A 20,410-nucleotide genomic window follows, 5' to 3' on the forward strand; every position below is an offset into this window, starting at 1 on the left:
GGCGGAGCCCCCGAACCGGCTCACCCGGGCGGCCCGCCGGGCCGCGGACCGGCCCGCCGATACCGCGCTGCTGCTGGCGACCCGCGGGGAGTACCCCGCGGGGCGCCGCGGCGGGCGGTGCCGCCCGCCGCGGCGCGGGGAGTCAGCGGACCAGGGTCACACCGGTCTCGACGGAGTGCGCGTCGACCGGGAACGGCAGGCCCTTCGACAGTTCCACCACGGTGACCTTGGCGTCCGCCGCGCCGGGGGTGAAGGCCGCGGCCGGGCGGCCGGTGGCCTCCCAGGTGTGCTGTCTGCCGTCGCACACCGCGAGGGATCCCTCCAGATCGGCGCGGGAGCCGCCCTGGAAGGCCTCGGCATCGAGGAGGACCGGGCCGGAGCCCGGGGTGCAGAAGTAGGTGCCGGTGAGCGTCACCGAACCGTCGGCGGCGATCCGGCCGGTGGCGTCGACGGTGACGGGATCGGGGGCGAACTGGGCCCGGGCGGTGCCGGGCAGCAGAACGGCCGAGAGGACGGCGGCGAGGGCGAGGGACGGGAGAACCGCGGCGCGGCGTGCGTTGATCATGCCCGCATAACGAGTGCAGTGCCCTGCGGTGCCGACGCTCCACACAGGTGGACGCATCGTTTGCTCCGTACCGGTGGTCCCTTGCTCCGTACCGGTGGTCCCCACCCCGGTTCCGGCCGGTGGCCGCGGTCGCGGGTTCGGTGGCTGCGGCAGGTCTGACGGTTTCCGTGCGGTGCGGCGGGGTTCGGTGGGTGGGCTCGGTGTCACGGCCATGGTTCCGGACAGGCCCGCAACGGTCCGTTTCGGCCCCACGGGAAAGCCGGACGGGCGTTCTCCTTCGGGTGAGTTCGCGGAGTAAACTCGGGGTAATCCCAGCGGGGCGTGGTAATGAGTCCCGGCGCAGCCGTTCAGGCATATGCCAGAAACAAGCCAGGAGTTGCTGCCCCGCCGGGGTGAAGAACGCATCCGTTACCCGGGCGAGTGTTTTCCCCATCACTTGTTGGTGAGTAGGGTGTGATCCCGCCGCCGGTGATCGACACGGATCCGGTCCGCATTCCCACGGCCGCGACCGGGCCCGAGCCGGAATGCGGGCAGCAGGCGGCGTCAGGGGCGACGGGGGAGGGGCACGTGCCTGCCGGGTCTTTCGGGGGACAGTACGTCTGGCATCCGGCGGCCGACGACCGCCGGCTCGCGCGCGCCTGCATCGACGTCAAGGCCGGCCGGTATCTCGGCGCCGAACGCGCCCTGCGCGAAACCCGCGGAGATTTCGGCACCCGGGCGCACCGGTCCCTCGTCCTGGCCTCCGAGGCCGCGGACTCCGACCTCGCGGAGCGGTGGCTCGCCGAGGCCCCCGGACCCGAATCGGCGCTGCTGTGGGCCCGGGTGGCGATGCTCCGGGCGCTGCGGGCCGAGGACAGCGGCGCCCGGCACACCGGCACCCTGCTCGGTATCGCCGAGACCGCCTGCGAACGCGCCGCCCTGTTCGACCCCCGCGACCCCACCCCGTGGGCGGCCCGGCTCGCCCTGGCCAGGATCCGCCGCCCGCGCGACCCCGCGCCCCCGGGACTGCTGACCGCACCCCCCGGCCCCTGGCCGCTGCTGGCCCGGGCGTTACGGCTCGACCCCTGGAACCGCGAGGCCCACCACCGCTTTCTCGCTTTCTACTTCGCCCGCTACGGCGGGACCGCCAGCGCCCGCTGGGACGTGGCCTCCTTTCTCAGCCACCGGGCGCCCGTCGGCTCCGTGCTGAGGCTGCTGCCGCTGGTGGCCCTCGCCGAGGAGTACGACCCCTCGTCCCTCCTCGCCCACCGCACCTGGCGGCAGCCCCAGTGGGTGGCCACCGCGCTGCGCGGCTACCGCAACTGGCTGCCCGAGGTCCCCCGCTACCGCTACACACCGGTACTGGACCTGTCCTATCTGGCGCACGCCCTCTACATGGGCCGGCAGCAGCCGGAGGCCCGGGAGGTGCTCACCGCGATGGGGCCGTACGCCGCCCGGATGCCCTGGAGTGCCTTCGGCGACCCCGGCGACCAGCTGACCAGGGCCCGGCGCACCCTCGGCCTCCCGGTGCCCGCCGCATGAGACCAGCAACTTTCGGAAGCTCGGGAAAGGGGCCGACGGTGCCGGAACAGACCGCCGTTGGGCGCAGGAATCGTCACCGCGGCGACGGGACCGTCGCCCTCGACGACGACACGACCCTGCACGCCATGGGATATCCCCGCAAACTCACCCGCAGATTCCGGGCCTTCGACAATTTCGCGATTTCCTTCACCATCATCAACGTCATCTCCGGAATATTCTCCGCCTTCGGCTACGGAATGGCCGCGGGCGGCCCGCTGATCCTGGTCGCGGGGTGGATCGCGGTTTCCGTGATGGTGCTGTTCGTCGGCGCCGCGATGGCGGAGATCGCGTCCGCCTACCCCACCAGCGGTGCCCTCTACTTCGCCGCCGGAAAACTCGCCCGCCGCCACCGAGGCGCCTGGTCCTGGTTCACCGGCTGGCTGAACTTCGTGGGCCAGGTGGGTGGTACCGCCGCCACCGCCTATGCGGCCGCCGCCTTCCTCCAGGCCTTCGTCACCCTCTACCACCCCGCCTACCGGGCGACCGGGGCCAGCACGGTCGCCATCACCGCGGTGATCCTGCTCCTGCAGGCACTGGCCAACACCTACACGGTGGATCTGGTCGCCCTGCTCATCCGCTTCTCGGTGTGGTGGCTGGCCGGTGGTGTCACCCTGATCGTCGGCTCCCTGCTGCTGCTGCCCGAGACCCACCGCCCGCTGGCGTTCTCCGCCCATTTCGTCAACGACACGGGCTTCACCAGCGGGGTGTACGCCGCCCTGCTGGGCCTGCTCGTGACGAGCTGGACCTACACCGGCTTCGACGGCAGCTTCCATATGTCGGAGGAGACCGTACGCTCGACGGTCAGCACTCCGCGCGGCATCGTCGGGGCCATCGGCTGGTCCGCGCTCGCCGGACTCGCCCTGATGCTCGCGCTGGTGCACTCCATCGGCGACTACGCCACAACGGCGAGCGCCGCCGTACCCTCCGTGCACATCCTCACCAACGCCCTCGGCACCGGGGTCGCCGGACTGCTGCTGCTCGTGGTGATCGGCTCCATGCTGTTCTGCGGACTCGCCAATATGACCAGCAACGCCCGGCAGATCTTCGCCTTCGCCCGGGACGGCGCGATGCCCGGCTCCCGGCGCTGGCACACCGTCAGCATGCGGACCAGGACCCCCGTCAACGCCGTCTGGCTGGCCGCGGGGTGCTCCTTCACGCTGACCGTGCCCGGCCTCTGGTCGCATACCGCCTTCGCTGCCATCGTCAGCGTCAACGTCGTCGGCATGTACCTCGCCTACGGCATCCCGATCTTCCTGCGGCTGCGCCTCAAGGACGATTTCCGGCCGGGCCCCTGGAACCTCGGCCGCTGGGGTGTGCCCGTGGCGCGTATCGCCGTGATGTGGATAGGGCTGAGCAGTGTGCTGTTCGTCCTTCCGCACGCCACCCCCCTCACACCGACGACCTTCAACTACGCCCCGATCGCGCTGGTGGCCGTGGTCCTGGTCGCCACCGTCTGGTGGTTCGCCACGGCCCGCAGACGCTTCTCGGGGCCGGTCAGCTACGGCAGCCCCGACGAGGTGGCCGCGATGGACCTGATCTGACCCGCGGCCGGGCCCGGCACCGCACCCCTGTCCCGTACCCGCGACCCGCACCCGCGACCCGCACCCCGGCGCCGTACCCGCGACCCGTACCCCTGTCCCGTACCGACCCCGCACACCCGGACCCGGAAGGAACGCATCCGTCATGACCAGCACCCAGGACACCACCGGCCTCACGGTCACCAGCGCCACCCTGGAGGAGTGGCACCAGATCGCCGAATGGGTGGCCGCCGAAGGCTGGAACCCCGGCAACGGCGACGCCGCCTGCTTCCATCCCACCGACCCCGAGGGCTTCTTCGTCGGCCGGATCGACGGCCGGATCGCCTCCGCCGTCTCCCTCGTCCGCTACGGCGACGACTACGCCTTCCTCGGCCACTATCTGGTCCGCCCCGATCTCCGCGGCCGCGGCATCGGACTGGCCACCTGGCGGGCCGCCCTGCCGCATGCCGGGGCCCGGCTGATCGGCCTGGACGCCGTCCCCGCCCAGCAGGGCAACTACGAGCGGTCCGGCTTCTCCGCCGCGTACCACACCGTCCGGTACGGCGGCAGCCCGCTGCGCAGTGGCAGCGTCGCACCCGGAACCGTTCCCGTCACGCCCGATCTGCTCCCCGCCATCAGCGCGTACGACCGCTCCTGCTTCCCCGCCGACCGCGCCGCCTTCGTCGCCCGCTGGCTCACGGCCCCCGGGCACACCGCGTACGCCCGGCTCGCGGACGACGGGCGGATCACCGGCTTCGGCGCAATCCGCCCCGGCCGCGACGCCCACCGCATCGGCCCCCTGTTCGCCGACACCGCGGCCGACGCGGAGGCGCTCTTCGACAGCCTCACCGCGGGGCTGGGCACCGATGACCAGGTCGCCGTCGACGTACCTGAAACCCATGCGGAGGCCGCGGCACTGGCGGCCGTCCGGGGGCTGACGGCCCAGTTCCCGACCACCCGTATGTACACCGGGCCCGCGCCCGAGGTGCGCACCGAGCGGGTGTTCGGCGTCACCACCCTCGAACTGGGCTGACCGACCCTGACCGGCTGTGGCTCCTGCTACGGGGAGGCCGGTGCGGGCGACTGCTCCGCGGGCGCGGAGTTGCCGGGAGTGGCCGGGGGCGGCTGGGACGCGGGGGCGGACGGCGGCGCCGACGCGGGCTCCGAGGCACCGGGCGAGGACGCGGCCGGCTTCGACGCCGACGGTTCCGCGGTGGCCGACGGCGGGGCCGACGGCAGCTTTCCCGCCGGAGGCGCCGTCGGCCGGTCGGCGCCGCCCGCGGTACCGGTCGGCCGGGTGAACCAGGTACCGCCCGCGGGGTCAAAGACGGTCAGCTCCGCCAGATCGCCCGGCGCCGGGTCCACGACCACCACCCGTTCGGCCTGGTAGCCGGGCCAGGAGCTGCCGGTCGTCTGCGGTGTGCCCTGGACGGCCTGCGGCGGCGTCAGCGGATTGCCGCAGGCACACCGCACCCGCGGCACCCCCCGGGCGTCGACGAGTACCGCCGTACCCGCCTGGAGGACCGCCTGGTACGCGGTCGACGCACCGTTGCGCCAGCCGTGGTTGGTGACCCGGGTGTCGATCCGCAGCTGAACCGGCGTCAGGGACTTCAGATAGCCCGGTACGTCCCCGGACGCGATGCCCAGAACGCCCGCGAAGGCCGAGTTCTTCGCCTGATCGGCCGAGAGGTAGCCGATCAGTTTCCCTACGTCGCAGCTCGACTGCTGCTGCGTACCGCCGTACAGGCCGGGCGTCGCCCCGGACACCGCGCGGACCGTGTTCTTCGCGGGCGGGGGGCCGGTCGGCTGGGCCGTCAGGTCCGGCGGTGTGCTCTCCTGAGCCGTCGACGCGGTGTACGGGTCCGGTCCGGTGGAGCCCGCGGCCTGGAGGAAGACCTCACGGGAGGCGCCGGAACCCGAGCCGCCGGAGCCCGGGAGGGTGAGCAGCAGGACCACCGCGATCACCACGGCGGCGCCGATACCGATCAGAGCCGCCTTCGGAATCGAACGCCACCAGGGCCGGCCGGGCCCGCCGCCCGGCTCCTTCGGCCCGCCTCCCGATCCGCCCGAACCGCCCGAACCGCCACCACCGGTACCGCCGCCCGTGCCGCCGCCGTCCCCCGGTCCCTGCCCGGACACCCGGGTGGGCGGAGGCGCGGGCTCCGGAGCGGGCGGCGGGGGAGCGGAGCCCCGGCCCGACGACCCGGCGAGCGGGCCGGACGGCGGACCTGCGGGAGGTTCGGACGACGGAGGTTCGGCGCTCACGGGCTCTTCCCCTGCTCGGAGGAGATCGACGGGCTCTGCCACGGACGGGCCCGGCGGGCCGGTCCGCGCGGTGCGCACGCCGCCGGGATCCCCGCACCGGACGGTACGGGGAGTTCGGAGCGCGGGTACGGTCCGGGACCGCACCCGGGACGCCCGCAGCCCATTGTGTGCGCCCGCCGCGGACCCACCGCAAGCCGGGACGGGCCGTCGGCGCGACGCGGTCGGCCCCCTCCGGAAGGCGGCCCGCCCCGCCGCTGCTTAGCGTGACCGCGTGAGCCAACAGCCAGTGCCCGGGCGGCGCACCCCGGGCCCCCCACCCGCCGGCCGGACCTCCTACGGCTGGATCCGGGCCTTCCTCACCGTGGCCGCCGGGCTCGTCGCGCTGGTTGTGACCGCGGCCCTGGGACTGTGGGCGGCGGGCGCCCAGGATCTGCCCGGCGGAGCCTTCCCGCAGGTCGTCGCCGCCACCGCGGTCCTCGCGGCGGGCGGCACGGTCGAACTCTCCGGCGGCGCCGGGGGCCTCGCGGCAGGGGGCGGCGACCTCTCGGTCGTCCCGCTCTCGGTCACCCTGGTGGCCGCACTCGTCCTGGCCCACGGCTTTCTGCGCCCCCTGCGCCACCACGCCGTGGTCCGGACCCGCGACCTCGCGGGCTGGGCGGCCCGCCTCGGCCTGCTGTGGGCCGTCGTCCTCGTTGCCCTGGCGGCGATCGCCCGGCACACCTTCGACGTCACCCCCGAGGGCACGATCGCCGATATCGGCAGCCTGTTCGGCCTCTCGGCAGAGGCCGGATTCGCCGCCGACGTACCGCTCACCCTGCTGTACGGGCTCCTCTGGCTGGCCGCCCTGTTCGCGGCGGCGCTGCTCGTCTCGCGCGGCGCGGGACTCCCCGCCCGGCTGCTCCGGGCCGTGGCCCCGGCCCGCCCGGCCGCGCACGCCATGGCCGTACTGCTGCTCGCCTACGTCGCCGCGGCGCTGGTCGCCGGGCTGGTGACCGCCGCGACCCGCGGCCGGGCGTCCGAAACCCTCGCCGTCATCCTCCTCGGGCTCCCCAACCTCGCCTGGCTCGCGCTCACCCTCGGCCTCGGCACGGTCTGGGACGGGCTGGCCGAAGGCCCGTTCGGACTGCCGGTGCCGAAGGCCCTGGACACGGTGCTCCGGACGCCCGGCGGCACCACACTCGACCTGAAGTCCCTCACCGCCGAGAGCGGCGACGCCTGGTGGCTGCTGGTCGCCGCCGCCGTCGGGGTCCTTGCGGCGGCGGTTCTCGGCGCGCTGCGCTCCCCGCCCGGCACCCGGCCCTGGCAGCACGCCGTGCGGACGGCCGCGGCCCTCGTCGTCACCGTGCTGACGGTCTGTCTGCTCTGCCGGGTCGACGCCCACTACGGCCTCTCCCTGCTCGGCCTCGGAGATGTCGGCGGTGCGCTCTCCGGCCGGGTGGAGCTGCTGCCCCGCTGGTGGACGGCGCTCCTCGCAGCCGCCCTGTGGGGTCTGGTGACCGGCTTCCTCGCGGGCCTCGTCCCCCGGCGCCGGCCCGGCCCCGCCGTGCACTGAGCCGGGCGTCACCGGCGTCGGCGGCCTTGTCGGTGGGGTTCTCTATTCTGGCGCCACGAGCGCGGACTCCCAGGGCGCGCATCCGGTGAAGGGGGCACGGCATGGTGTGGACGGGGGATCCCCGGCTGACGGCGGGGCCGAGAATGACGGAGTATCTGCACTCCGTCTTCGTTCCGGGCACCCGACTGGGCCCGGTCTACGATCTGTCCGGGGATGTCACGGTGGTCGAGCTGATCCACGCGGCCACGATCCGCATCCCCAGCGGACGCCTCGGGGTCGGCACGCCCTGGCCGGACGACTCGTTCTCACCGTGGCATGCGGAGGAGCGGCCGGACGGCGACTGGTGGGAGCTGGCCGAGCGGATACCGCCGGGCGCCTACCGGGTGGAGACGGCCTGGACCAGCGCCCCCTTCGAGTACCAGGGCAGGACCACGGACATGCGGGACTGCTGCGGGACCAGGCTGGTCATCCGTGACGAACCGGTGGTGGGCTGGGAGATGGCCCTCGGTGCGGGGGAGCGGGTAGAGGACGTCCCCGAGGGCCTTGAACCGGGTGTCTACCTGGAAACAGGCCTGGGCTGTTTCGCCGACGCCGCCCACTGGGGGACCCTGACCCGCCTCTTCCGGAAGGCGCGCGGGGAGACCGCCGGCCGTCCGGGGGAATCGGAGCAACGGGCCGTCGAAGCCCTGCCCGACGGCAATGAACTGGTCCGGGACGACAGGGCCGGAGCCGATCTGGTGACGTTGGCCGTGGACGACGGCACCATGGTCAGCTGGCTGGGGCGGACCGCCGAAGGCGAGGCGGCGGCCGTCGTCGTGGCACCGGGAGTGATGATGCTCAGCAACAGAGCCCGGATAGAGCCCAGGGACTGACCCCGGCGCCCGATCCGGGCCGGGCGCGTGTTCGAGGGCCCGTCAGCGGGACGTTCCCGGACCGGCCGGCAGCCCGGGGAAGACCGGCAGGGCCCACCACGGCGGGGCGGGCGGTGGCGCCGGACCCGGTGAGCCGGTCGCGGCCACCGCTGCCGTACGGGCCGCTGCCCGGCCCTGGCCGGTCGCGGCCGCCCGCAGCGCCGTCACCAGCGCCCCGCACGAGCCATAGCGGTCGTCGGGCACCTTGGCCAGGGCCCGGATCAGCACCTCGTCCACCGCCGCGGGGAGATCCGGGCGGCGCCCCGTCAGATGCGGCGGCGGGTCGAACTGGTGGGCCCAGAGCAGGGCCATATCGTCGTCCCGCTGGAACGGCGGCGCGCCGCCCAGCATCTCGTACACCACACACGCCAGTCCGTAGACGTCGCAGCGGCCGTCCACCGGCCGGCCCGAGATCTGTTCGGGCGCCACATAGTCGAGGGTGCCCACGAACTGGCCGACCGTTGTGAACCCGGTGAGCGACAGCGACTTCTTCGTCAGTCCGAAGTCGGTGAGATACACATGCTCCGGATGGTCGCTGTCGGTGCCCTCGTCGACCAGGATGTTTCCCGGTTTCACATCGCGGTGCACCAGATCGTGGCGGTGCGCCGCGTCCAGGGCGGAGGCGGTCTGCGCGGCGATCCGGCCGGCCGTGGCCACGGGCAGCGGGCCCGCGCGGCGCAGCAGGGCCCGCAGGTCCCGGCCGGGCACGTACCGCATGGCGATGTACAGCAGCCCGTCCGCCTCCCCGGCCTCGAACACCGGCACGATATGGGGGTGGTCGATGGCGGCGGCCACCCGTGATTCATGGGTGAACCGGCGGCGGAAGGTGTCGTTGCGGGCCAGTTCGGGTGCCAGCAGCTTCAGTGCGACCGTACGGTCCAGCCGCAGGTCATGGGCCCGGTAGACGACTGCCATCCCACCCCGGCCGATCTCCTGTTCGATCCGGTAGTCCGCGATCCGCTTCCCGGCGAGATCGGTCGGCCGTCCGGACGGGGGTACCGGATCCGGGGCGGAGTCCTTCGGCGTGCTCCGGTCCGGTCCGCCGGACGCGCCGGTATCGCGCGGTCCCATCAGCCTTCGCCGCCGGGTCGCGTCGGCCGGGGTGCCGCCCTGCCGTGGCCGGGGCCGGCCACTCTGGTGGGCGGCGGCGCATCAGGCGGTGGTCCCGTCCCGGGCGCCTCAGGCATTCCGGCCGCTCCGGGCGGTTCCTCCGGCCGGGGGCCGGTGACATCCTCGGTCTCGGTCCCGGATTCCCGCCCGGCTCCGGTGGCGGCCCCGGGCGGGGCGCCGTCCCGCGCCGCCCGGGACACCGCGTACGTACCCAGCCGCACCCCGTCCCCGTACACCCACCGCTCGTGCTCCGCCTCGTACAGCCATACGGACTCGCCGTCGATGACGACTCCGGCCCGCAGCCCCCGGGTCCGGCTGCGGAACGTCCCGCCGTCGATCCGGCCGGCCGCGAGTTCGTCGGCCGCGCTGCGATAGCGGCTCAGCGCCTCGCCCGTCTTCGCCAGCTGCGGCCGCTGGTCGGCCGTCCGGGTCAGCGGCCGCCCGGTCGCGGGCGGCGGCTGCGGGACCGCGACCAGCAGCCGGCCGTCGACCCAGGCCGACCATCCGTTCGCACAGACGATGCGCCCCCAGTCGCCGTGCCGGTCGGCCAGCAGCACCGGGAGCAGCGGGTCCAGGGACGCGGCGGGCCGCGAGGTGCCCGGGGTCTCCCAGGCCGGCAGCCCACCCGGCGGCACCACATGCGTCGGGGCGAAGTCCTCGGTCTCCTCGGTCATCGCATGGCGCCTACTTCCGCATCACGGAGGGTTCCTGGCGGCGCAGGAGCAGGGCGACCAGCCAGCCGTACAGCACGGACAGCACCACCATCATGCCCATATCGGTCAGCCATACCGCCGCGGAGTGCGTGAACAGCGGATCCGAGGTCAGGGCGCCCGGCACCAGATTTCCCAGCCCCACCGTGGCCGCCATCGCCGCCAGCGCCCACCGGGACGGCACCAGCCAGGAGAGCTGTTCCGCGACGGGGAGTCCGTGGAGTTCCAGCAGTGCCCCGCAGAACACGACCTGCACGATCGCGAGGAGCACCAGCAGCGGCATGGTCACCTCCTCCTTGGAGACCAGGGCGGAGATCAGCAGACCCAGCATCATCGCGGTGAACGACAGCAGTGCCACGGCCAGGGTCAGTTCGACGAGTGGTGGCAGCAGCACCCCGTTGCCGCCCGGAGTGTTGAGCCGTACCCCGGCCAGCCCGATCAGGGTGAGGACCACGGCCTGGAGCACCGTCACCGTGCCCAGGACCACCACCTTCGACAGCAGATACGCCCCCCGGGACAGCCCCACGGCCCGTTCCCGCCGGTAGATCGCCCGCTCCTTCACCAGCTCGCGCACCGCGTTCGCGGAACCCGTCAGCACCCCGCCGACACAGAGGATCAGCAGGGCGTTCATCGCCGTGTCGCGGGTCAGCGCACTGCCCGCCAGGGCGCGGGCCATCGCGCCCATCACAAACGGCAGGGCGATCATCACCACGAGGAACGTCCGGTCGGCGCTGAGCGCCGCCGTGTACCGCCGTACCAGGGTCCACAGCTGGGCGCTCCGGCTCCGCGGCTTCGCGGGCGGCGGCGCCGGGCGCACGGGACCCCTCGTGGACTCGGGGGGCGGCTGAGCGGAGGCTTCGGTGACATAGCGCCGGTGGTGCTCCGACGCGGCGTAGTCGCCCGCCCAGTCCCGGTCGGGCTCGTTCTCGAACGCGGCGAAGGCCTCCGGCCACCGCTCGTGGCCGAAGAACCCCAGGGCCTCGTCCGGCGGCCCGTAGTAGGCGGTCCTGCCGCCCGGCGCCAGGACCAGCAGCCGGTCGCACACATCCAGACTGAGAACGCTGTGCGTCACCACGACCACGGTCCGTCCGTCGTCGGCCAGGGTCCGCAGCATCTGCATCACCGAGCGGTCCATGCCCGGGTCGAGTCCGGACGTCGGCTCGTCGAGGAAGAGCAGCGACGGCTTCGTCAGCAGTTCCAGCGCCACGCTGACCCGTTTGCGCTGCCCGCCGGAGAGCCGGTGCACGGGCTGCTGGGCACGGTGTCCGAGACCCAGTTCCCGGATCACCTCGGAGACCCGGCCGCGCCGCTCCTCCTTGCCGGTGTCCTGCGGGAACCGCAGTTCGGCGGCGTACCCGAGGGCCGCTCGCACGGTCAGCTGTGTGTGCAGGATGTCGTCCTGCGGTACGAGTCCGATACGCTGCCGCAGCTCCGCGTAGTCCCGGTACAGGTCACGGCCGTCGTACAGCACGGCGCCGCCGTCGGCGGGCCGCAGTCCGGTGAGCGCGTTGAGCAGGGTCGATTTTCCCGCGCCGCTGGGGCCGACCACGGCGAGCAGACAGCGCTCCGGTACCGGGAACGTGACCCGGTCGAGGAGGGTACGGCGGCCGCGGTCCACGGTCACCGTCAGCTCCTGGACGTCGAGCGTGACCTCGCCGGTGTCGACGTACTCCTGGAGTTCGTCGCCGATGAGACAGAAGTCCGAGTGCCCGATGCCGACGACATCGCCCTCGGCGACGGCGGCGACGGTCACCGCGACACCGTTGAGGAAGGTGCCGTTGTGGGAGCCGATATCGGCGATCTCGTAGGTTCCGTCGGGGCGGGAACGGAGTTCGGCGTGGTGGCGGGAGACCGTCAGATCGTCGACGACGAGGTCGTTGTCGGAGGCCCGGCCGATCCGGACGGTACGGGCGGGACGCGGCCGTACCGACGCCGGATGCCGGAACGTGCCGGTGGCGGCCGGTACGGACACATGAGGGCCGGGATGCTCACGGGCGGCGGAACCGGGAGCGGCGCGAGCGGGGGAGGTCCGGTCCACGAGGACCGCCCTGGGCCCGTCCGTGGCACTGCCGAACCGCAGCTCGCTGCCCGCGCCGACGTCCCAGGAGCGGACCCGCAGCCCGTCCGCGTAGGTACCGTTGGTGCTGTGCTCGTCCTCCACCGTCCAGTGGTCGGCGTCCGCCCGCAGTACGGCGTGGTGCCAGGACACGCGGTCGTCGTCGAACACGATGTCGCACAGCGGGTCCCGCCCGACCTGGTATGCCCGGCCCGGATGCATCACGGTGGAGCCGTCGTCCGTCTCGATGACCAGATCGGGGGCGGTCGGCGCGGCACGGCGCTCAGCCATATCACCATATTATCGGCGCGCGCCGGAGCCTGCCCTGTGCCCGCCCCCCTGTGCCCGTCGGCCCCTACCGCAGATAGGCGAGCCCCGGATGGGCCGCCGTATAGGCCGCCACCAGTCGGCGGGCCACCGTCACCGAGTCGACCAGCGGGTGCAGCGCGAAGGCCGCCACCGCCCGCTCGCGCGATCCGGACCCGGCCGCCGCCAGCACCTCCCGCTCCACCGCCTTCACCGCGGTCACCAGACCCGCCGCATGGCCGGTCAGCGGGGCGACGGCCACCGGATGCGCGCCGTTGCCGTCGACCAGGCAGGGCACCTCGACGACCGCGTCCGTGTCCAGGGGTGCCAGGGCGCCCCGGTTGCGGACGTTGAGGATCAGGGTGGTCCGCTCGTCCCGGGCGACGGCCCGCATCAGCGCCAGGGCGACCTGCTCGTAGCCCCCGGACTCCAGATCGGCGGCCTCCCGCTCGCCCGCGCCCGCCGCCTGCCGGTTGTGCGCCATGTACGTCGCCTCCCGCTCGGCACGGGTACGGTCCCAGGCCGCCAGCGCCGAGCCGCCGCCCGGCCGCCGCATCGCCGCGTAGAACCCGTCCTGCTGCTCGTGCAGGAACGCGCCCCGGGTCCGCTCCGCGCCCCGGTAGGCGGCCACCGTCTCCCGGTTGAAGTAGTAGTAGTGCAGATACTCGTTGGGGACGGCGCCCAGGGTCCGCAGCCACTCGGCCCCGAACAGCCGGCCCTCCTCGAAGGACCCCAGCAGCAGCGGATCGGCCAGCAGCCCCGGCAGCAGATCCCGGCCGCCGACCCGCAGACCGCGCAGCCAGCCCAGATGGTTGAGGCCCGCGTAGTCGATCCACGCCGTCGCCGGATCGGCGCCCAGCAGCCGGGCGACCCGCCGCCCGAGGCCCACCGGCGAATCGCAGATCCCCACCACCCGGTCGCCCAGCACTCCGGCCATCGCCTCGGTGACCAGGCCCGCCGGATTGGTGAAGTTGATGACCAGCGCATCCGGTGCCAGACGGGCCACCCGGCGGGCGATCTCCACCGCGACCGGCACCGTGCGCAGCCCGTACGCGATACCGCCCGCGCCCACGGTCTCCTGGCCCAGCACGCCCTCCGCCAGCGCGATCCGCTCGTCGGCCGCGCGCCCTTCGAGACCGCCGACACGGATCGCCGAGAACACGAAGCCGGCCCCGCGGAGCGCCTCGTCGAGATCGGTGGTCACCGTCACGGCCGGGGCGTCCGGCACCCCTTCGGCCTGCTCGGCGAGGACCCGGGCGACGGCGGCGAGCCGCCCGGCGTCGACGTCGTACAGCACCAGTTCGGTGATCCGGCCCTCGCCGCGGTCGCCCAGCAGGGCCCCGTACACGAGAGGCACCCGGAAACCGCCGCCGCCCAGCAGGGCGAGCCTCATACCACCACCCCCGGGACCCGGGCCGCGCGCGGGGCACGGCGATGACCAGGGGCCTGCCGGTCGGGTCGTCGCTCACTCACCACACCGCGCACGCTACCCGGCGCGTTCCGCCGTTGCCACGGCCGCCCGGCCGTGCGGTCAGGCGTGGGTGCCGTGGCCGATCAGATACGCCAGGTCCGGGTAGTCGACGACGAAGCCGTCCGCACCGATCTCGATGTCCCGGCGGAAATCGCCCGCCTCGTAGCGGACGAGCGCCCCGCCGTCGTCCGTCTCCTCCAGCGGGGTGTACGTCTGCTCCGACGCACGGACCGTCAGATCGGGCACCGACACCCACGCCATGGTGAACGTCCGCGCCGCACCGGCGGGACCGGCCCGGTGCAGTCCGTGCCGGAGCACCGGCATGGTGTTGGTGAGCGGGCAGAGCCCGAGATCGCAGTCGAGGGCCCCGTCGAGATCGGGCCGCGGCTGCCCGTCGACGGTCCAGTGCCCGGAGCCGTCGTGGGCGAGGACCGTCTTGCGTACCCCGTCCGCGGATTCGGCGGTCACCCGCAGCTCGCGGGTCGTCCACTCCGGCCCGGTCCGCAGCTCGTAGCCGATCCAGTACGGCTCCGGGGCGATACCGACGGCCCGCCCCCGGGCCTCCAGCACCCCGTCCCCGAGCCGTACCCAGGCGGTCTCGTACCCCTGGTTCTCGACGATTTCCCAGGTCAGCACGTGCGATACGGGGGAGGTGCGCATAACCCCAGGCTAACGCGGGACCCCGGCCCTTCGCTCGCGCGGGTGACGGCGCCGGATGCGAGTTGACGGAGTGTCGGGCCGAACGGGGGAGCGGGGGTAGTGTGCTCGGAGCGCACTGCGGTGCGCCTCCCCTCACGGACACGTCCGGGCCCCCTCCCCTCGGGGCCCGGCCCGAATCCGAAAGAGGGCCGCCGACCGGGAATCTCGGCGGCCGGTTCTGAGGGGAGGCGCCCATGGGGCGTCGCAGGAAGCAGAAGCCATCACTGCGGCAGCGCACCGAGGACCTGCTGGTCCGGATCGCGTGGGAGCTGGGGAGGTGGCTGAAGGGCTGAGCTGAGCCCCCAATACCGGGGCTCAGATCAACCACCTTCTTGCACTGGGTTCCCGCCCGTTGGATTCCTGGTCCCGGGCGGGGGCCCTCCTCATAATTACTACACCCCTCGGCCCGCCGCAAACATCCGGCCCCGATCAGCGCGGGCTCTCGAAAGCCTCCAGGATCCGCCGCGCCGCCAGCGTCGCCGTCAGCTCCCCGCCCCGTACCGCACGCTCCACCTCCGGCACCAGGTCCCGCACCGCCGGATGGGTGCGCAGCCGCTCCGTCAGCTCGTCCCTGACCATCGACCACACCCAGTCGATCTGCTGCTCACGGCGCTTCGCGGCGAGCCTCCCCGTCGACGACAGCAGTTCGCGGTGCTGCTCCACCCGCTCCCACACCGCGTCCAGACCGGCCTGCTCGCGCGCGCTGCACGACAGCACCGGCGGGGTCCAGGCGGCATCCGCCGGGTGCATCAGGCGCAGTGCCCCGGCGAGTTCGCGGGCGGCCGAGCGCGCCTCGCGCTCATGGGGTCCGTCGGCCTTGTTGACCGCGATCACGTCCGCCAGCTCCAGGACGCCCTTCTTGATGCCCTGGAGCTGGTCCCCGGTCCGGGCCAGCGTCAGCAGCAGGAACGTGTCGACCATCTGGGCGACCGCGGTCTCCGACTGGCCCACACCCACGGTCTCGACGAGCACCACGTCGTAGCCCGCGGCCTCCATCACCACCATCGTCTCCCGGGTGGCCTTCGCGACCCCGCCGAGCGTGCCCGCCGAAGGCGACGGCCGGACGAAGGCCGCCGGATCCGTCGACAGCCGCTCCATCCGGGTCTTGTCGCCCAGGATGGAACCGCCGGTACGCCGGGACGAGGGGTCGACCGCGAGCACCGCGACCCGGTGGCCGAGCCCCGTCAGCATCGTGCCCAGCGCGTCGATGAAGGTCGACTTGCCGACCCCCGGCACCCCGCTGATGCCCACCCGCCGGGCGGCACCCGCATGCGGCAGCAGCTCCGACAGCAGCTCTTGGGCGAGCACCCGGTGGTCGGGGCGGCGGGACTCCACCAGGGTGACGGCCCGCGCGATGTACGCCCGGGAACCCTCCCGTACGCCCTTCACATAGGCGGCGAGGTCGATGCTCACCGGCCCGCCCGCTCCGGCCCGCTGCCCCACGGGCCGACCGCCACTGCGCCCGGCCTCACGAGGGGTGGCCCAGCGCCGCGGACAACGTTGTGACCAGGTCGTACGCCGCGTCCGGGATCACCGTCCCGGGCGGGAACACGGCCGCCGCACCCGACTCGTGGAGCGTCTCCACATCCTGCGGCGGAATCACCCCGCCCACCACGATCATGATGTCCTCCCGGTCCTGCGCCGCCAGCTCCTCCCGCAGCGCGGGCACCAGCGTCAGATGCCCCGCCGCCAGCGACGACACCCCGACGATATGCACATCGGCCTCGACCGCCTGCCGCGCCACCTCCTCGGGCGTCTGGAACAGCGGGCCCACATCCACATCGAAGCCCAGGTCGGCGAAGGCCGTGGCGATCACCTTCTGGCCGCGGTCGTGCCCGTCCTGGCCCATCTTCGCCACCAGGATCCGCGGCCGGCGGCCCTCCGCCTCCTCGAACCGCTCGACCAGCGCCCGGGTCCGTGCCACGGACGGGGACTGTCCTGCCTCACCTCGGTACACACCGGAGATGGTACGGATCTGGCCCGAATGCCGCCCGTACACGGCCTCCAAGGCGTCCGAGATCTCGCCCACGGTCGCCTTCGCGCGCGCCGCGTCCACCGCCAGCGCCAGCAGATTGCCCTCCAGGCCGGGGCCGGGCGCCGAGCCCGCGGCCGCGGTCAGCGCCCGCAGCGCGTCCCGGCAGACCGCCTCGTCGCGCTCCTCCCGGAGCCGCCGCAGCTTGTCGATCTGCTGCGCCCGCACCGCCGAGTTGTCGACCTTCAGCACGTCGATCTGCTCGTCGGACTCCACCCGGTACTTGTTGACGCCGATCACCGGCTGCCGCCCCGAGTCGATCCGGGCCTGGGTCCGGGCCGCCGCCTCCTCCACCCGCAGTTTGGGGATGCCCGCGTCGATGGCCTGCGCCATCCCGCCCGCGGCCTCCACCTCCTCGATGTGCTGCCAGGCCCGGCGCGCCAGGTCGTACGTCAGCCGCTCCACATAGGCGCTGCCGCCCCACGGGTCGATCGCCCGGGTGGTCCCCGACTCCTGCTGGAGCAGGATCTGGGTGTTGCGGGCGATCCGCGCCGAGAAGTCCGTCGGCAGTGCCAGCGCCTCGTCCAGCGCGTTGGTGTGCAGCGACTGGGTGTGGCCCTGGGTGGCGGCCATCGCCTCCACACAGGTCCGCGTCACATTGTTGAACACGTCCTGCGCCGTCAGCGACCAGCCGGAGGTCTGGGAATGGGTGCGCAGCGAGAGCGACTTCGCGTTCTTCGGCTCGAAGGTGCGCACCAGCTTCGCCCACAGCAGCCGGGCCGCTCTCAGCTTGGCGATCTCCATGAAGAAGTTCATGCCGATCGCCCAGAAGAACGACAGCCGCGGCGCGAACGCGTCCACGTCGAGACCCGTGCCGATACCGGCCCGCAGATACTCCATGCCGTCCGCCAGCGTGTACGCCAGCTCCAGATCGGCCGTCGCCCCCGCCTCCTGGATGTGGTACCCCGAGATGGAGATGGAGTTGTAGCGGGGCATCCGCCGCGAGGTGAAGGCGAAGATGTCGGAGATGATCCGCATCGACGGTTTCGGCGGATAGATATACGTATTGCGGACCATGAACTCCTTGAGGATGTCGTTCTGGATGGTCCCGGCGAGCCGCTCCGGCGCCACCCCCTGCTCCTCGGCGGCCACGATGTACAGCGCCAGGACCGGCAGCACCGCGCCGTTCATGGTCATCGACACACTCATCCGGTCCAGCGGGATACCGGCGAAGAGCTGCCGCATGTCGTAGATGGAGTCGATCGCCACCCCGGCCATGCCGACATCGCCGGTGACCCGGGGGTGATCGGAGTCGTACCCCCGGTGCGTCGGCAGGTCGAAGGCCACCGACAGGCCCTTCTGGCCGGCCGCCAGATTCCGCCGGTAGAAGGCGTTGGACTCCTCGGCGGTGGAGAACCCGGCGTACTGCCGGATCGTCCACGGCTGGTTGACGTACATCGTCGGGTACGGGCCGCGCAGATACGGCGCGATGCCGGGATAGGTGCCCAGGAAGTCCAGCGGGGCCAGATCGGCCCCCGTGTACAGCGGCTTCACGGGGATCCCCTCCGGGGTCTCCCACACCAGGTCGTCCGTGTCCCGTCCACAGGACTCCTTGACAGCGGCCCGCCAGCGGTCGTCGTCACCGGCCGCCCGCCCGCCGGGCCCCAGCTCGATGCCGGTGAAGTCGGGGATGGTCACGGAGCCACTCCGATCAGATCGAGGGCCCGGGTGAGCACGGCCACGGCGTCGCCGCCCGCGGCCACGAACTCGTCCACCCCGGCCCGTTCGTACATCTCGCGCAGTTCCCCCGGGCGCCCGGCGAGGTAGACGCGGCGCGCGCCCGCGGCCTTCAGCGCCTCGGCGACCGCCGCCGCCTGCTCGGCGTAGAGCGCGTCACTGGAGCAGATGCAGGCCAGTTCCGCCCCGGCGGCCGTGAACGCCGCCGCCACCGAACCGGCGTCCACCGTCACCGGATCGTGCACCGGCTCGATACCGCCCGCGGCGAACAGATTGGCCGTGAACGAGGCGCGCGCGGTGTGCGCCGACGCCGGGCCGAGGGCCGCGAGGAAGATCCGCGGCCGGTCGCCGCCGGCCGTCCGGGCCGCGTCGGAGCGGGTGCGCAGCGCCTCGAACGCCTCGTCGCGCCGGACCCGGGGCAGCCCGCCCGACAGCGGCTCCGGTGCGGGATCGCGCTCCACCGGCGCCTCGGACAGCAGGGGGAACTCGCTGACTCCGGTGATCGGCTCCCGGCGGGTGGCCAGCCTTCCGCGGCGGTGCTCCCAGACGGCGCCGATCCGTGTCTCCACCAGACCGGAGCGGAGCGCGGCGAGCTGGCCGCCGGCCCGCTCCACCTCCTGGAACCACTCCCAGGCCCGTTGCGCCAGATCCTCCGTCAGCCGCTCCACGTACCAGGAGCCGCCCGCCGGGTCGATCACCCGGCCGATATGCGATTCCTCCAGCAGGACCACGGAGGTGTTGCGGGCGATCCGGCGGGCGAAGGCGTCCGGCAGACCGATCGCATGGTCGAACGGCAGCACCGTCACCGCGTCCGCGCCGCCGACGCCCGCGCCGAGTGCGGCGACCGTGGTGCGCAGCATGTTCACCCAGGGGTCCCGACGGGTCATCATCACCGCTGAGGTGACCGCGTGCTGGCGCTGGGCGCCCGCCGTACTGTCGGCGCCGCACGCCTCGGCCACCCGGGCCCAGAGGCGCCGGGCCGCCCGCAGCTTCGCGATCGTCAGAAACTGGTCGGCGCCCGCCGCGTACCGGAACTCCAGCTGGCCCAGGGCCGTTTCGATGCCGAACCCGGCGTCCGTGAGGGCACGCAGCAGCGCCACCCCGGTCGCCAGCGAACAGCCGAGTTCCTGGGCGGCCGACGCGCCGGCCTCGTGGTACGGCAGCGCGTCCACGGTCAGCGCGCGCAGCCCCGGCACGGTCTCGTGGCAGCGCCGGGCGAGCCCCACCGCGGCCCCCAGGCGGTCCGCGACACCGTCGTACGTGCCGGTGCGCGCCGCATACCCGAAGGGGTCGGCGCCCAGATTGCCCCCGGGGGCCGGGCCGGTGCCCGTCCGCTCGTACAGACCGAAGAGGACGGCGGCGGCCGCCTCGACGTCGTCACCGGCGTCGAGGACGAGGGGCGCCAGATCGAGCAGTACGCCGTCCAGGGCGCGGGCGAGCCCGGAGACCGGGATACCGGACGCGCCGACGGACAGCCACAAGGACGTGACCCCGTGCTCCAGATCGGCGAGCACCGCCTCGTTGGCTGCGGCCGGGTCCGGACGGTCGTGACGCTGCCGTACGTCCCATCCGGCGACCGCGCCGCCCTCGGGCCGGCCGCCGCGGGTGAAGGGGGCGAAGCCGGGGAAGCCCGCAGTGTCGGGGCTGTTCTCCGCGGTGGACAGCGGACGGACGCTCAGACCCTCTTCGACGAGGGTGGCGAGCGCGTCCTCCACCGCGTCCTCGGGCACGTCCTTGCCCGTCTTGCGCAGCACACCGGCGACCAGGCGACGCCATGCGCCGGCATCGGCCTCGGGGAAGTCTGCGGCCAGGGAGAACCCCTCGGGGGGGCGGTCGGGGAGCACGGTCATGCCGGGATGCTAGGACATCCGCGTACACGTACAGCAGATGTACAGAGTGTGAGCTTGCCCTCCCTCAATCGGTCACCCTTGCACCGGTATAAGGGGGTCTGACGGGGCGTACGGGCACAAGGGGTGGCG

The 20,410-nt window shown here is 73.3% G+C and carries 15 protein-coding genes; 5 read left to right on the forward strand and 10 right to left on the reverse strand.

Annotated elements, in window-relative coordinates; translation table 11 throughout:
• Window positions 1–142: 142 nt before the first annotated feature.
• Window positions 143–565: a DUF6299 family protein gene (locus ACIQ9E_RS27535; RefSeq protein WP_403711524.1), complete on the reverse strand. Its 423-nt coding sequence runs from the start codon at window positions 563–565 to the stop codon at window positions 143–145.
• A 567-nt stretch (window positions 566–1,132) separates the two neighbouring features.
• On the opposite strand from ACIQ9E_RS27535, the gene ACIQ9E_RS27540 reads away from it, so the two are divergent.
• The 3 genes from ACIQ9E_RS27540 (at window position 1,133) to ACIQ9E_RS27550 (ending at window position 4,675) form a co-directional block, all read left to right on the forward strand.
• Complete coding sequence (locus tag ACIQ9E_RS27540; protein ID WP_403711526.1) at window positions 1,133–2,086, forward strand: hypothetical protein; 954 nt, start codon at window positions 1,133–1,135, stop codon at window positions 2,084–2,086.
• 125 nt (window positions 2,087–2,211) lie between these two features.
• A complete protein-coding gene (locus ACIQ9E_RS27545) occupies window positions 2,212–3,666 on the forward strand; it encodes an amino acid permease (protein WP_403711579.1) in 1,455 nt (484 codons plus the stop codon).
• A gap of 142 nt (window positions 3,667–3,808) precedes the next feature.
• A complete protein-coding gene (locus tag ACIQ9E_RS27550; RefSeq protein WP_403711529.1) occupies window positions 3,809–4,675 on the forward strand; it encodes a GNAT family N-acetyltransferase in 867 nt (288 codons plus the stop codon).
• A gap of 26 nt (window positions 4,676–4,701) precedes the next feature.
• Here ACIQ9E_RS27550 and ACIQ9E_RS27555 read toward each other — a convergent pair whose 3' ends face one another.
• Complete coding sequence (locus ACIQ9E_RS27555) at window positions 4,702–5,907, reverse strand: DUF6777 domain-containing protein (RefSeq protein WP_403711531.1); 1,206 nt, start codon at window positions 5,905–5,907, stop codon at window positions 4,702–4,704.
• 271 nt (window positions 5,908–6,178) lie between these two features.
• On the opposite strand from ACIQ9E_RS27555, the gene ACIQ9E_RS27560 reads away from it, so the two are divergent.
• Window positions 6,179–7,459 (forward strand): streptophobe family protein, encoded by a 1,281-nt coding sequence (locus tag ACIQ9E_RS27560; RefSeq protein ID WP_403711533.1) that lies wholly within the window; start codon window positions 6,179–6,181, stop codon window positions 7,457–7,459.
• A 101-nt stretch (window positions 7,460–7,560) separates the two neighbouring features.
• A complete protein-coding gene (locus ACIQ9E_RS27565; protein WP_403711535.1) occupies window positions 7,561–8,331 on the forward strand; it encodes a DUF4241 domain-containing protein in 771 nt (256 codons plus the stop codon).
• A 42-nt stretch (window positions 8,332–8,373) separates the two neighbouring features.
• On the opposite strand, the gene ACIQ9E_RS27570 is transcribed toward ACIQ9E_RS27565, so the two are convergent.
• The 8 genes from ACIQ9E_RS27570 to mutA all read right to left on the reverse strand — a co-directional run bounded on the left by ACIQ9E_RS27570 (window position 8,374) and on the right by mutA (window position 20,281).
• Window positions 8,374–9,441, reverse strand: a complete 1,068-nt coding sequence (locus tag ACIQ9E_RS27570; protein WP_403711537.1) for a serine/threonine-protein kinase — start codon at window positions 9,439–9,441, stop codon at window positions 8,374–8,376.
• A complete protein-coding gene (locus ACIQ9E_RS27575) occupies window positions 9,441–10,154 on the reverse strand; it encodes a hypothetical protein (RefSeq protein WP_403711539.1) in 714 nt (237 codons plus the stop codon). Before ACIQ9E_RS27575 ends, ACIQ9E_RS27570 begins: the two co-directional genes overlap by 1 nt.
• A gap of 10 nt (window positions 10,155–10,164) precedes the next feature.
• Window positions 10,165–12,537: an FHA domain-containing protein gene (locus ACIQ9E_RS27580; protein ID WP_403711541.1), complete on the reverse strand. Its 2,373-nt coding sequence runs from the start codon at window positions 12,535–12,537 to the stop codon at window positions 10,165–10,167.
• Between the two features lie 64 nt (window positions 12,538–12,601).
• Window positions 12,602–13,945: a 6-phospho-beta-glucosidase gene (locus tag ACIQ9E_RS27585; protein WP_403711543.1), complete on the reverse strand. Its 1,344-nt coding sequence runs from the start codon at window positions 13,943–13,945 to the stop codon at window positions 12,602–12,604.
• A 138-nt stretch (window positions 13,946–14,083) separates the two neighbouring features.
• On the reverse strand, window positions 14,084–14,683 hold the full coding sequence (locus ACIQ9E_RS27590; RefSeq protein ID WP_403711545.1) for a putative glycolipid-binding domain-containing protein: 600 nt from the start codon (window positions 14,681–14,683) through the stop codon (window positions 14,084–14,086).
• A gap of 468 nt (window positions 14,684–15,151) precedes the next feature.
• Window positions 15,152–16,135 (reverse strand): methylmalonyl Co-A mutase-associated GTPase MeaB, encoded by a 984-nt coding sequence (gene meaB / locus ACIQ9E_RS27595; protein WP_403711547.1) that lies wholly within the window; start codon window positions 16,133–16,135, stop codon window positions 15,152–15,154.
• Window positions 16,136–16,190: 55 nt separating this feature from the next.
• Window positions 16,191–18,392 (reverse strand): methylmalonyl-CoA mutase, encoded by a 2,202-nt coding sequence (scpA, locus tag ACIQ9E_RS27600; protein ID WP_403711549.1) that lies wholly within the window; start codon window positions 18,390–18,392, stop codon window positions 16,191–16,193.
• Window positions 18,389–20,281, reverse strand: a complete 1,893-nt coding sequence (mutA, locus tag ACIQ9E_RS27605) for a methylmalonyl-CoA mutase small subunit (protein WP_403711551.1) — start codon at window positions 20,279–20,281, stop codon at window positions 18,389–18,391. Before mutA ends, scpA begins: the two co-directional genes overlap by 4 nt.
• Window positions 20,282–20,410: the final 129 nt, after the last annotated feature.

Origin of the sequence: Streptomyces sp. NPDC094448 (genome assembly GCF_044763775.1) — a bacterium.
GTDB lineage: Bacteria > Actinomycetota > Actinomycetes > Streptomycetales > Streptomycetaceae > Streptomyces.